We start from the raw sequence: 12,958 nt of genomic DNA, 5'->3' as shown, positions 1-12,958 counted from the left end.
GTTCACTCTCTCCGAAGTGCGCCGCCGAGCAGCAGCTCGACGATCATGTGGGTGAAGTCGTTGCGGGCCACACGGCCCTCGGTCACGGCCCAGGCGCAGGCGCCCAGCAGCCCGTAGAGGGCCTCGGTGAGCCAGGCGGGGGTGAGGTCGATGCGGAACTCGCCGTTCTCCTGACCGCGGCGGAACACCGCGGCCATCCGGGCGTCGATGCGGGCCCAGCCCTCGTTCTGCTCCTCGCCCTCGAACAGCTGGTTCTCGGTGTAGAGGAAGGCGAGCAGGCCGGCGGCGGGCTCGATCTCGCGCACGAGCCGGCGCACCGCGTCGGCCGCAAGCCCGTCGTCGAGGCGGGCCGCGTCCAGGGCGGCCTCGCACTCGGCGATGCCGAGGGACTCCAGCGCCCGGACCAGGGCGTCGCGCCCGGCGAAGTGCCGGTGCAGCGTGGCCCGGCTCAGCCCGGCCGCCCTGGCGACCTCGTCCATGGTCGCGGTGGCTCTGCGGGTCAGCAGGGCGGCGGCACTGCGCAGTACCTGGTCACGGTCAACAGCCATGAGACAACGATAACCCACGTGAGACAACTTTGTCTCACACGGGGCATGCGTGACTCACCTCACGACCGAGACGGCCCTGCGGGGACGGTCAGTGCCAGGGCAGCTGGCCGCGCCGCTCCCAGTAGGCGTACGGGTCCTCGACGAGCGCGCCGAGGCGCGCCACCTGGTCGTCGTCGAGGTCGACGGCGGCGGCGTGCAGGTTGGAGCCGAGCTGGTTCACGGTCGCGGCGCCGGAGAGGACGACGCCGGCCCAGGGCTGCCGCAGGATCAGCGCGAGGGCGACCGCGTCGCAGCCCAGGGCGGGGTCTCCTCCGCCACGGCCTTCAGGGCCCCCGGCGCCTGCGGCTCCGCGAGGCGGCCGTTGGCCATGCCCTCCTTGACGATCACGGTGAGCCCGGCCTCGTGCGCCTCGGCCAGCGCGGGCCCGGCGGAGGTGTCCAGCACGTTGTACGTCGACTGGACGGTACGGAAGAGGGGTGCGCCGTCGACGGTCACGGCGAGCGCGGCACGGATCGCGTCGGCCTGGGCGGGACCGCTGGTGGAGAAGCCGATGGTGACTCCCCCGCGCGGCGGCCTCGGCCAGCTTCGCGTGCAGTTCCTTGTCGGTGAGGGCCGGACTGTCGGGGGTCAGCGAATGGATCTGGTAGAGGTCGAGCCGGTCGCCGAGCAGGGCGTCGGTCTCGGCGCGCTGGCGCTCGTACGTCGCCACGCCGTGGTCCTTGACCTCGTGCCGCTCGGCCTCGGCCGACCAGTCGGCCGTGTAGGTGTAACCCCACTTGCTGCCGACGACCACGTCGTCCACGTCGGGACGCTCCCGGAGCCAGTCGGCGAGGAACTCCTCCGAGCGCCCGTAGGAGCGGGCCGCGTCGAAGTACCGGACCCCCTGCGCGTAGGCGGCGTCGAGGACGTCGTGGGTGCGCTCGCGCATCGCCTCGACGCTGCGGTCGGCCGGCAGGTCCCGGTCGCGGCCGAGGTTGATGTAGCCGGGGCGGCCGACGGCGGCGAGACCCAGGCCGATGTGGCAGGTGGGGGTCGTGGCCGCGGCCAGGCGGGCGAAGGGCATCGCGGGCTCCGTTCGGTCGGCTGCTGAAGCTGTGGAAGCTGCTGAGCTGCTGAGCTGCTGCTGCTGAGCTGTTGACCAACGTAACCGCGATGCCCCTCGGGCACACCGGCTGCTACTTCTTGGCGTTCGCCCACGCGTGCTGGCCGGCCACGTCCGCCTTGACCTCGGCGAGCTGGACGGCGACCGCGCTGGGTGCCGTACCGCCGCGGCCGCTGCGGGAGGCGAGCGCGCCGGGGACGTTGAGGACGGTGCGCACCTCGGGGGTCAGGTGGGCGGAGATCTTCGCGAACTGCTCGTCGGTCAGCTCGTCCAGCTCCTTGCCCTCGGCCTCGGCAACCTTCACGCACTCCCCGGCCACCTCGTGCGCGACGCGGAACGGCACGCCCTGCTTGACCAGCCACTCGGCGATGTCGGTGGCGAGCGAGAACCCGGCCGGGGCCAGCTCCTCCATGCGCTCGCGGTGCACGGTGAGGGTGGCCATCATGCCGGTGAAGGCGGGGAGCAGGACCTCCAGCTGGTCGATGGAGTCGAAGACGGGCTCCTTGTCCTCCTGGAGGTCGCGGTTGTACGCGAGCGGGAGGGCCTTGAGGGTGGCCATCAGGCCGGTGAGGTTGCCGATCAGACGGCCGGACTTGCCGCGGGCCAGCTCGGCGATGTCCGGGTTCTTCTTCTGCGGCATGATCGACGAGCCGGTGGAGAAGGCGTCGTGCAGGGTCACGAAGGAGAACTCCTTCGTGTTCCAGATGATGATCTCCTCGGCGATCCGGGAGACGTTCACGCCGATCATCGCGGTGATGAAGGCGAACTCGGCGACGAAGTCGCGGGAGGCCGTCCCGTCGATGGAGTTGCCGGCGCTGCCGTGCTCGAAGCCGAGGTCCTTCGCGACCGCCTCCGGGTCCAGGCCGAGCGAGGAACCGGCCAGGGCGCCCGAGCCGTACGGCGACACCGCAGTGCGCTCGTCCCACTGGCGCAGCCGCTCCGCGTCCCGGGACAGCGCCTGGACGTGGGCGAGGACGTGGTGGGCGAAGAGCACCGGCTGGGCGTGCTGGAGGTGGGTGCGGCCGGGCATCGCCACGTCGGGGTGGGCCTCGGCGAGGCCCACCAGCGCGTCCTGGAGGTCGGCGATCAGACCGCCGACGGTCCGGGCGTGGTCGCGCAGGTACATGCGGAAGAGGGTCGCCACCTGGTCGTTGCGGGACCGGCCGGCGCGCAGCTTGCCGCCGAGGTCGGGGCCGAGCCGCTCCAGCAGGCCGCGCTCCAGGGCGGTGTGCACGTCCTCGTCGGCGATGGTGCCGACGAAGGAGCCGTCGGCGACGTCCGCCTCGAGCCGGTCGAGTCCGGCGGTCATGCGGGTCAGCTCGTCCTCGGTGAGCAGGCCCGCCGCGTGCAGCACGCGCGCGTGGGCGCGCGAACCGGCGATGTCGTAGGGCGCGAGCCGCCAGTCGAAGTGGACGGACGCGGACAGCTTCGCCAGCGCCTCGGCGGGACCGTCGGCGAAACGGCCGCCCCAGAGCCGGACATCACCGTTGTTGCTGCTCACTTGGGTCGCTCCTCTGGGCCGTTGTGGTGCCACCGCCTCCGCACGGTTACCTCCGGTGGCATGCATGATTATGCAGAGGTCCGCATGATTCGTCAATCTGGCGGGGCCCGGCTGAACACGAGGACCAGCTTTCCCGTATCCCCGACCGCGCACAGGCGCAGTGGCCGCCCCGCGAAACGCCGGCCGGGGCGGCCACGGGCGCGCCGGAAGTGTGCGGAGAACGCGTCCGTATGACGGGACCAGGGGAAATTCCTCGGACAGGCGCACGACGGGGACCCATAATCGTTAGTCATGGGAAAGACTTATGAGCGCATAGACGGCAGACTCCGCACCTTCATCGAGGCACAGCCCCTCTTTTTCACCGCCACCGCTCCCCTGGCCGGCGACGGCACGGTCAACCTGTCCCCCAAGGGCCTCACGGGCAGTTTCGCGGTGCTCGACGAACTCACCGTGGCCTACCTCGACTTCGCCGGCTCCAACGCCGAGACCATCGCCCACCTGCGCGAGAACGGGCGGATCACGCTGATGTGGTGCGCCTTCCAGGGGCCGCCGAACATCGTCCGGGTGCACGGCCGCGGCGAGCCGGTCTTCCGCGACGACCCCCGCTTCCCGGAGCTGCTCGCCCACTTCCCGGACATCGACACCACCGAGCACGGACTGCGCGCGATCATCGTCGTGCACGCCGACCTCGTCCGTGACACCTGCGGCTACGCCGTCCCCTTCATGGCGTACGAGGAGGACCGCGATCTGCACGGCAAGCGGTTCGCCCGCGAGGACGACGCGTCGCTCAGCGCGTACTTCACCAAGAAGGAGCACATCGCGACGAGCATGGACGGCCTCCCCGGGCTGCCGCTGCCGCTGCCTCCATCTACCGTCTGACCCATGCGCCCCGGTGTCGTCGCCGTCCTCGTCTCCGCCTCCCTCCTCGTGCTCGGTGCCGCGCCCGCCGGCGGGCCCGCTTCCCGGCCGCTGCCGGCCCGGATGGCGGACACCGGCGGCGGCACCCAGCTGATCACCGCGGTCGCCCCGCGGACCGGCTCCACCGAAGGCCGGGTCACCTGGTGGGACCGCAGGGGCGGCGGCCGGTGGGTGAAGGCCGGTTCCGCGCCGGCCCGCTTCGGGGCCAACGGGCTGGCCGACGGGGCGACGCGCGAACAGGGCACGAACACCACCCCGACCGGGCTGTACGACCTGCCGTACGCCTTCGGCATCCGGGCGGCGCCGCGCGGGACGGCGTACCGGTACCGCCCGGTGCGCCAGGACTCCTGGTGGTGCCAGGACAACGCCTCCCGCGCCTACAACCGCTGGACCGAACCGCGCCCCGCCGACTGCCGCGCCGCCGAGGCCGAGCACCTGATCACCTACACGGCGCAGTACGCGCACGCCCTCGTCGTCGGCTTCAACTACCACCGCCCGGTGCGCGGACGCGGCGCGGGCATCTTCCTGCACGTCAACGGGCGAGGAGCGACGGCCGGTTGCGTGTCGGTGCCGGCGGAGGCGATGCGCCGCATCCTGCGCTGGGCCGACCCGGAGGACCGGCCGCACATCGCGATCGGCACCTCGGACGGGGCGACGGCGATCACGCGCTACTGAACGGAAGCGGCAGTACCGGTACGGGCTGAACGCTCCGGGGGTGCGGCGCGTATCTGTGGGCCAAGGGCCAAGTCCCCACGGAGGAACCGTGACCACCACGCTCGCCGGCGGCCGTGCCGCCCGCCGTCAGACGATGCGGCGCATCCGTCCGCGCCGCTCCCCCGCCGTCCCCCTGCTGCTCGCCGTGTGGGCGGGCGCGGCGGGCGTGTTGTGGCTGTGGTGGCGCAACACGCCCGCCATCTCCGACCAGACCGGCATGATCCTCAACGCGGGCCGGATCACCGGTCTGCTCGCCGGGTACCTGATGGCACTGGTGGTGCTCCAGATGGCGCGCGTGCCGGCGCTGGAGCGGCGGGTGGGCTCCGACCGGGTCGCCCGCTGGCACGCCATGACCGGCCGGTACACGCTCTGTCTGATCCTCGCCCACGTCTTCCTGATCATGTGGGGGTACGCCGCCCAGGCCGGCCAGGGCCTCGGCGACATCGTGCAGCAGACGGTCAGCTCCGTGAACCAGCTGCCGGACATGGGCAAGGCGGCCATCGGCACCGGACTGCTGGTCCTCATCGGACTGCTGTCCGTCGGCCCGGTCCGCCGCCGGATCCCGTACGACGCCTGGTACCACGTGCACCTGCTCACCTACGTGGCGGTGTTCCTGACCTTCTGGCACCAGCTGACCACCGGCAACGACTTCGCCGTCGAGCCGGTCGCGAAGACCGTCTGGTACGCGCTGTACGGGACGGTGACCGCGCTGGTCCTCTGGTACCGCGTCCTGACCCCCCTCCGCCTCAACCTGCGGCACCGCATGCGGGTCGAAGCGGTGATCGAGGAGACGCCCGGGATCGTGTCGGTGCTGATCGGCGGGCGTCGGCTGCACCGGATGGGCGCGGAGGCCGGGCAGTTCTTCCGCTGGCGGTTCCTGGCGCCGGGGATGCGGTTCAGCTCGCACCCGTACTCGCTGTCGGCGGCGCCGCGCCCGGACATGCTGCGGATCACCGTGAAGGCGATCGGCGACCACAGCGCCCGGCTGCGCGAGCTGGAGCCCGGCACCCGGGTGTGGGCGGAGGGCCCGTACGGGGCCCTGACCGCGCAGCGCCGCAGCCGCGGCAAGGTGCTGCTGGTGGCGGGCGGGGTGGGGATCACGCCGATGCGGGCGCTGTTCGAGACGCTGCCCGGCGCGTCCGGCGACATCACCCTGCTCTACCGGGCCAACAGCACCCAGGACCTGGCCCTGTGGGACGAGCTGGCCGGGATCGCCGACGAGCGCGGGGCCCGGCTGATGTACGCGGTGAACAGCCCGGACGGGGAGCGCCCCGACATCTCCGCGGAGACCCTGAGCCGCAAGATCCCGGACGTCGACCGCCACGACGTCTTCCTGTGCGGGCCGCCCGGCTTCGCCCAGTCGGTGTACGAGGCACTGCGCGGCGCGGGAGTCCCCGCCCGCCGTATCCACCACGAGTCGTTCGAGATGTGAGCGACGGACATCAGGAGTCCAGGACAGATGAGGAAAAGCCACCCCGTTCGGCGTGCCGTGCTCGCCGGCGCCGCGACCGTGTCCGGGATCGTGCTGCTGCTGTCGCTGAAACCGGCGTCCGACCCGGGCTCCGCCTCGGCGGCGGGCGGCGCGGCGCCGCCGGTGGCCGCGCAGTCGCCGCAGGGCGGCCGGGGCGCGGGGGCCGGCACGGTCACGGGTGACGCGGCGAGTACGCAGTACGGCCCCGTGCAGGTCCGGCTCACCGTGAACGGCGGGAAGATCACGGGCGCCGAGGCCGTGCAGGCGCCCAAGGGCGGGCAGAGCGACCAGATCACGGCAAACGCCGTCCCCAAACTCAACCAGGCCGCCGTCGCCGCCGGCAGCGCCGACATCGACGCCGTCTCCGGCGCCACCTACACCAGCGCCGGATACAAGCAGTCGCTGCAGTCGGCGCTGGACAAGGTGGCCGCCGCCGGGTCCGCCGGACCGGGCTCGAACGGCGGGGGTTCGGGCGGCGAGGGATCGGACGATGACGGATCGGGCGGTGACGGATCGGGTGGGGGCGCCCAGGGCACTCAGACGCTCACCGGTGCCGTCGCGCAGACCCAGTACGGGCCCGTGCAGGTCCGTGTCACCGTCAGCGGCGGGAAGATCACGGGCGCCGAGACCCTCCAGGCGCCCAAGGGCGGGCAGAGCGACCAGGTCACCGCCAACGCCGTCCCCAAACTCAACCAGGCCGCCGTCACCGCCGGCAGCGCCGACATCGACGCCGTCTCCGGCGCCACCTACACCAGCGCCGGATACAAGCAGTCGCTGCAGTCGGCACTGGACCAGGCCGGTGGTTGACGCCGTGGCCGAACCCGCACAGGCTCCCGCCGCGGTGCGTCGGGTGGAGGAGACGATGGGGACCGTCTTCTCCCTCGACGTCCGCGGCGGGGAACCCACGGCCGTCCACGCGGCGCTGGACGAGGCGGTCGCTGGGCTGCACCGGGTCGACGAGGTGTTCAGCACCTACCGGGAGGGCAGCCAGATCTCGCGGCTGGCGCGCGGTGCACTGACCGTCGACGCGTGCGCGCCCGAGGTCGCCGAGGTGCTGGAACTGGCGGCGGAGGCGGAGCGGGTGAGCGACGGCTGGTTCAGCACGTCGTACCAGGGCCGTCTCGACCCCACCGGGATCGTCAAGGGCTGGGCCGTGGAGCGCGCCGCCCGGCGGGTCGCGGCGGCGGGCGCGAGTGGCGTCAGCGTCAACGGGGGCGGGGACGTGCAGTTGCTCGGGACGCCGGGGGCGGGGCGGCCGTGGCGGGTCGGGGTGTCGGATCCGCTGCGTCCGGGCGGGCTGGCGGCCGTCGTCTCCGCGGCGGGGGCGGCCGAGCTGGCCGTGGCGACGTCCGGAAGCGCGGAGCGGGGCGCGCACATCGTCGATCCGCGCACCCGGCGCTGCGCGGTGACCGACCTGGTGGCGGTGACGGTGGTGGCGCCACGGCTGACGTGGGCGGACTGCTGGGCGACGGCGGCGTTCGCGATGGGGTCGCGGGAGGGGTTGCGGTGGCTGGAGTCGCTGGACGGGGTTGAGGGGCTGTTGGTGACTGCGGGGGATGAGGTGCGGTGCACGGGGGGTCTGGCGCGGTGGCTGGGCTGAGGTACCGGGGTGTCACTCACCCGCGTTGGCGGGGTGCCTCCCCCACTCTCGGCTTCGCTCGAGCGGGGGGACCCCCACCGCCCACCCGTGCCGCCCCAGCGGCACGACTGCCCGCAGCTGGGGGGGAAGGGGCGCGGGGAACTGCGCGACCAGCCACGGACGGCCCGCAGTCGGCCGACCACCGCGCCGCCCCATTCAGTGGCCGTTCTGAGCCAACCGCAGCAAATGGTCCGCCAGCGCCTGCCCACCCGTAGGCTCCCTGCTGATCAGCATCAGCGTGTCGTCTCCCGCGATCGTCCCCAGGATGTCGTGCAGCTCCGCCTGGTCGATCGCCGAGGCGAGGAACTGCGCCGCCCCCGGAGGGGTCCGCAGGACCACGAGGTTCGCGGACGCCTCCGCGGAGATCAGCAGCTCCGCCGAGAGCCGCCGCATCCGCTCCTCCTTCGCCGACTCACCGAGCGGGGCCCGCGGAGTGCGGAAGCCGCCCTCGCTGGGCACCGCGTAGATGAGGTCGCCGTCGGTGTTGCGGATCTTCACCGCGTTCAGCTCGTCCAGATCCCGGGAGAGCGTCGCCTGCGTGACGGTCAGCCCGTCGTCGGCGAGCAGCTTCGCCAGCTGGCTCTGCGAGCGCACCGCCTGCCGGTTGAGGATGTCCACGATCCGGCGGTGGCGTGCGGTGCGGGTCTGCGGAAGGGCGGGCCCGGCCGTCTGCTCGTGCTCCTGCGCATGGCTCATCGTCGTCTCATTCTCCGGATCGTCCGTCCCCGTGGGCCGCGTCGGCGGCCTGGTCAAGGATGCCGGGCAGCGCCCCGAGGAACGCGTCCACCACGTCGTCGCCGAGGTTCAGCGCGGGCATCAGCCGTACGACATCGGGTGCGGGCGCGTTCACCAGGATTCCGGCGTCCTGAGCCGCCTGCTGCACCTGGGCGGCGAGCGGCTCGGTGAGCACGATACCCAGGAGCAGTCCCGCCCCCCGGACGTGGCCGACGAGCGGATGGCCGAGCGCCTCCACCCCGCCCCGCAGCTTCTCGCTCTGCCGCTTGACGTTGTCCAGCAGTCCCTCGTCCGCGATGGTGTCGAGGACGGCGAGTCCGGCGGCGCAGGCGACCGGGTTGCCGCCGAAGGTCGTGCCGTGCTGGCCGGGCCGGAGCAGCTCGGCCGCGCGGCCGAAGGCGACGGTCGCGCCCAGCGGCAGTCCGCCGCCGAGGCCCTTGGCGAGGGTGACGACGTCCGGCAGGACGCCCTCGTGGGCCTGGTACTCGAACCAGTGCCCGGTCCGGCCGACACCGGTCTGCACCTCGTCCAGGACGAGCAGCGCGCCGGTGGCGGCGGTGATGGCGCGGGCGGCCTTCAGGTAGCCGGGGGGCGGGACGACGACGCCGTTCTCGCCCTGGACCGGCTCGATGATCACCAGGGCCGTCTCCTCGGTGACCGCGGCGGCCAGCGCCTGCGGGTCGCCGTACGGCACGTGCGTGACGTCGCCGGGCAGCGGCAGGAACGGTTCCCGCTTGCCGGGCTGGCCGGTCAGGGCCAGCGCGCCCATGGTGCGGCCGTGGAAGCCGCCGTCGGTGGCGACCATGTGCGGCCGCCCGGTCAGCCGGCCGATCTTGAACGCGCCCTCGTTGGCCTCGGCGCCGGAGTTGCAGAAGTAGACCTTGCCGTCGCGGCCGAAGCGCTGGAGCAGCCGTTCGGCGAGGGCGACGGGCGGTTCGGCGACGAAGAGGTTGGAAACGTGGCCGAGGGAGGCGATCTGCCGGCTCACCGCCTCCACCACGGCCGGATGGGCGTGGCCGAGCGCGTTGACCGCGATGCCGCCGACGAAGTCGAGGTACTGCTTGCCGTCGGCGTCCCGGAGCCGGGAGCCCTCGCCGCTCACCAGGGGCAGGCGCGGAGTGCCGTAGTTGTTCATGAGCGCGCCCTGCCAGCGGGCGGTCAGCTCCTGGTTGGTCATGCGGCATCCCCCTCTTGCTCGTCGGGCACGACCATCGTGCCGATGCCCTCGTCGGTGAAGATCTCCAGCAGGATCGAGTGCTGGACCCGGCCGTCGATGACGCGGGCGGTGGTGACGCCGTTGCGTACGGCGTGCAGGCAGCCCTCCATCTTCGGCACCATGCCCGAGGACAGGTCCGGCAGCAGTTTCTCCAGCTGGGACGCGGTGAGGCGGCTGATCACCTCGTCGGAGTTCGGCCAGTCCTCGTAGAGGCCCTCGACGTCGGTGAGGACCATGAGAGTCTCGGCGTCGAGCGCCGCAGCGAGTGCCGCAGCCGCCGTATCAGCATTGACGTTGTAGACATGGTGGTCGTCCTGGGAGCGGGCGATCGAGGAGACGACCGGGATGCGGCCGTCGGCGAGCAGCGCCTCGATGGCGCCGGTGTCGATCTCGGTGATCTCACCGACCCGCCCGATGTCGACGAACTCGCCGTCGATCTCGGGCTGGTGCCGGATGGCGGTGATGGTGTGCGCGTCCTCGCCGGTGAGGCCGACGGCGAACGGCCCGTGCTGGTTGAGCAGTCCGACCAGCTCGCGCTGCACCTGCCCGGCCAGCACCATCCGTACGACGTCCATGGCGTCCTCGGTGGTGACGCGCAGGCCGGCCTTGAACTCGCTGACGATGCCGGCCTTGTCGAGCGCCCGGCTGATCTGCGGGCCGCCGCCGTGCACGACGACGGGCTTGAGGCCGGCGTGGCGCAGGAAGACGACGTCCTGGGCGAAGGCGGCCTTGAGGTCCTCGTCCACCATGGCGTTGCCGCCGAACTTGATGACGACGGTCTTGCCGTGGTGCCGGGTCAGCCAGGGCAGCGCCTCGATGAGGATCTGGGCCTTGGGGAGCGCGGTGTGCTTCCTCGTCGTGCTCATGAGCTGTACGCGCTGTTCTCGTGGACGTAGTCGGCGGTGAGGTCGTTGGTCCAGATGGTGGCGGTGGAGTCGCCGGCGGCGAGGTCGGCCACGATGTGGACTTCCCGGTAGCGCATGTCGACCAGCTCGCGGTCCTCGCCGACGCCGCCGTTCTTGCAGACCCAGACGCCGTTGATGGCGACGTTGAGGCGGTCCGGCTCGAAGGCGGCGGAGGTGGTGCCGATCGCGGAGAGGACGCGGCCCCAGTTGGGGTCCTCGCCGTGGATGGCGCACTTGAGGAGGTTGTTGCGGGCGATGGTGCGGCCCACCTGGACGGCGTCGTCCTCGGTCGCGGCGTTCACGACCTCGACCTTGATGTCCTTGCTGGCGCCCTCGGCGTCCCGGATGAGCTGCTGGCCGAGGTCGTCGCAGACGGTGCGTACGGCTTCGGCGAACGCCTCGTACTCCGGGGTGACGCCCGAGGCGCCCGAGGCGAGCAGCAGCACCGTGTCGTTGGTGGACATGCAGCCGTCGGAGTCGACGCGGTCGAAGGTGACCCGGGTGGCGTCGCGCAGGGCACGGTCGAGCACCTCGGTGTCGAGGTCGGCGTCGGTGGTGAGGACGACGAGCATGGTGGCGAGGCCCGGCGCGAGCATGCCGGCGCCCTTGGCCATGCCGCCGACGGTCCAGCCGTCCTTGGTCACGACGGACGTCTTGTGCACGGTGTCGGTGGTCTTGATGGCGATGGCGGCCTTCTCGCCGCCGTGCTCGGACAGCTGACCGGCGGCGGTCTCGACGCCCGGCAGCAGCTTGTCCATGGGCAGCAGTACGCCGATGAGCCCGGTGGAGCAGACGGCGACCTCTCCGGCGCCCGTCCCGAGCACCTCGGCGGCCTTCTCGGCGGTCGCGTGGGTGTCCTGGAAGCCCTTGGGGCCGGTGCAGGCGTTGGCGCCACCGGAGTTGAGGACGACGGCGGACACCTGCCCGCCCTTCAGGACCTGCTCGGACCAGAGGACCGGCGCGGCCTTGACGCGGTTGGAGGTGAAGACGCCCGCGGCGGCGCGGCGGGGGCCGGTGTTGACCACGAGGGCCAGGTCGGGGCCGCCGCTGTCCTTGATCCCGGCGGCGATACCGGCCGCCGTGAACCCCTTTGCTGCCGTCACACTCACGGCGCGACTCCGATCGTCGTCAGTCCGGTGGTCTCGTCGAGACCCAGGGCGATGTTCATGCTCTGGACGGCACCGCCCGCGGTGCCCTTGGCCAGGTTGTCGATGGCGCTGATGGCGATGATGCGGCCCGCGGCGGCGTCGTACGCGACCTGGATCTGAACGGCGTTGGAACCGTAGACGGACGCGGTCGCCGGCCACTGGCCCTCGGGCAGCAGGTGCACGAAGGGCTCGTCGGTGAAGGCCTTCTCGTAGGCGGCGCGGACGGACTCGGCGGTGACACCGGGCTTCGCCTTGGCGGTGCAGGTGGCGAGGATGCCGCGGGGCATCGGCGCGAGGGTCGGCGTGAACGAGACGGTGACCGGCTCTCCCGCCGCCGCGCCGAGGTTCTGCATCATCTCGGGGGTGTGCCGGTGCAGGCCCCCGACGCCGTACGGCGACATGGAGCCCATGACCTCGCTGCCGAGCAGGTGCGGCTTGGCCGCCTTGCCCGCGCCGGAGGTGCCGGAGGCGGCGACGATCACGGCCTCGGGCTCGGCGAGCGAGGCGGAGTAAGCGGGGAAGAGCGCCAGGGACACGGCGGTCGGGTAGCAACCGGGCACCGCGACGCGCCTGGACCCCTCCAGCGCGGCGCGGGCACCCGGCAGCTCGGGCAGGCCGTAGGGCCAGGTGCCGGCGTGCGGGGAACCGTAGAACTGCTCCCAGTCACCGGCGTCCTTCAGCCGGAAGTCGGCGCCCATGTCCACGACCAGGACGTCCGGGCCGAGCTGCTCGGCGACGGCGGCGGACTGGCCGTGCGGCAGCGCGAGGAAGACGACGTCGTGCCCGGCCAGCACCTCGGGCGTCGTCGCCTCCAGGACCCGGTCGGCCAGCGGCAGCAGATGCGGCTGCAGCGCGCCGAGCCGCTGTCCCGCGTTGGAGTTGCCGGTCAGGGCGCCGATCTCGACCTCGGGGTGCGCGAGGAGCAGACGCAGCAGCTCACCGCCCGCATACCCACTCGCTCCGGCCACCGCCGCACGTACCGCCATGACATCCTCCTCCTCGATGGCATGACTATACGTATCGCTGCACGTTTATGCAATCCGTTCGCGCCGGCCCCGGGC

At 72.4% G+C, this 12,958-nt stretch carries 12 protein-coding genes and 1 pseudogene; 5 read left to right on the top strand and 8 right to left on the bottom strand.

The genetic code is table 11. The annotated features are described in order from the left end of the window. Positions 1–2 precede the first annotated feature (2 nt). From RI578_RS31670 to argH, 3 genes and pseudogenes are all read right to left on the bottom strand, one after another. Positions 3–548: a helix-turn-helix domain-containing protein gene (locus tag RI578_RS31670; RefSeq protein ID WP_310874253.1), complete on the bottom strand. Its 546-nt coding sequence runs from the start codon at positions 546–548 to the stop codon at positions 3–5. An 88-nt stretch (positions 549–636) separates the two neighbouring features. Further along, a pseudogene (locus RI578_RS31665) lies at positions 637–1,611 on the bottom strand (aldo/keto reductase). A gap of 112 nt (positions 1,612–1,723) precedes the next feature. After that, a complete protein-coding gene (gene argH / locus RI578_RS31660) occupies positions 1,724–3,151 on the bottom strand; it encodes an argininosuccinate lyase (protein WP_310874252.1) in 1,428 nt (475 codons plus the stop codon). Positions 3,152–3,442: 291 nt separating this feature from the next. On the opposite strand from argH, the gene RI578_RS31655 reads away from it, so the two are divergent. From RI578_RS31655 to RI578_RS31635, 5 genes are all read left to right on the top strand, one after another. Further along, a complete protein-coding gene (locus RI578_RS31655; RefSeq protein ID WP_310874251.1) occupies positions 3,443–4,030 on the top strand; it encodes a pyridoxamine 5'-phosphate oxidase family protein in 588 nt (195 codons plus the stop codon). A 3-nt stretch (positions 4,031–4,033) separates the two neighbouring features. Beyond that, entirely contained in the window at positions 4,034–4,744 is a 711-nt protein-coding gene (locus RI578_RS31650) for a L,D-transpeptidase family protein (RefSeq protein ID WP_310874250.1), read from the top strand. Between the two features lie 88 nt (positions 4,745–4,832). Then, positions 4,833–6,215 (top strand): ferredoxin reductase family protein, encoded by a 1,383-nt coding sequence (locus RI578_RS31645; RefSeq protein ID WP_310874249.1) that lies wholly within the window; start codon positions 4,833–4,835, stop codon positions 6,213–6,215. Positions 6,216–6,242: 27 nt separating this feature from the next. Continuing rightward, positions 6,243–7,061: an FMN-binding protein gene (locus RI578_RS31640; RefSeq protein WP_310874248.1), complete on the top strand. Its 819-nt coding sequence runs from the start codon at positions 6,243–6,245 to the stop codon at positions 7,059–7,061. A 55-nt stretch (positions 7,062–7,116) separates the two neighbouring features. After that, positions 7,117–7,854 (top strand): FAD:protein FMN transferase, encoded by a 738-nt coding sequence (locus tag RI578_RS31635; RefSeq protein ID WP_310875909.1) that lies wholly within the window; start codon positions 7,117–7,119, stop codon positions 7,852–7,854. A gap of 195 nt (positions 7,855–8,049) precedes the next feature. On the opposite strand, the gene RI578_RS31630 is transcribed toward RI578_RS31635, so the two are convergent. The 5 genes from RI578_RS31630 to argC are packed head-to-tail and all read right to left on the bottom strand — an operon-like array spanning position 8,050 to position 12,883. Further along, positions 8,050–8,589: an arginine repressor gene (locus RI578_RS31630; RefSeq protein ID WP_210961528.1), complete on the bottom strand. Its 540-nt coding sequence runs from the start codon at positions 8,587–8,589 to the stop codon at positions 8,050–8,052. 7 nt (positions 8,590–8,596) lie between these two features. Then, positions 8,597–9,805 carry an acetylornithine transaminase gene (locus RI578_RS31625; RefSeq protein WP_310874247.1) on the bottom strand — a complete coding sequence of 403 codons (1,209 nt, stop codon included), beginning with the start codon at positions 9,803–9,805 and terminating at the stop codon, positions 8,597–8,599. Next, positions 9,802–10,710: an acetylglutamate kinase gene (gene argB, locus RI578_RS31620; protein WP_310874246.1), complete on the bottom strand. Its 909-nt coding sequence runs from the start codon at positions 10,708–10,710 to the stop codon at positions 9,802–9,804. Before argB ends, RI578_RS31625 begins: the two co-directional genes overlap by 4 nt. Further along, positions 10,707–11,858 carry a bifunctional glutamate N-acetyltransferase/amino-acid acetyltransferase ArgJ gene (argJ, locus tag RI578_RS31615; RefSeq protein WP_310874245.1) on the bottom strand — a complete coding sequence of 384 codons (1,152 nt, stop codon included), beginning with the start codon at positions 11,856–11,858 and terminating at the stop codon, positions 10,707–10,709. Before argJ ends, argB begins: the two co-directional genes overlap by 4 nt. Beyond that, on the bottom strand, positions 11,855–12,883 hold the full coding sequence (argC, locus tag RI578_RS31610) for an N-acetyl-gamma-glutamyl-phosphate reductase (protein ID WP_310874244.1): 1,029 nt from the start codon (positions 12,881–12,883) through the stop codon (positions 11,855–11,857). Before argC ends, argJ begins: the two co-directional genes overlap by 4 nt. Positions 12,884–12,958 lie beyond the last annotated feature (75 nt).

Origin of the sequence: Streptomyces sp. BB1-1-1, from assembly GCF_031597775.1 — a bacterium.
In the GTDB taxonomy this organism is placed as follows: domain Bacteria; phylum Actinomycetota; class Actinomycetes; order Streptomycetales; family Streptomycetaceae; genus Streptomyces; species Streptomyces thinghirensis.
This window is presented reverse-complemented; position numbering and strand designations above follow the sequence as displayed.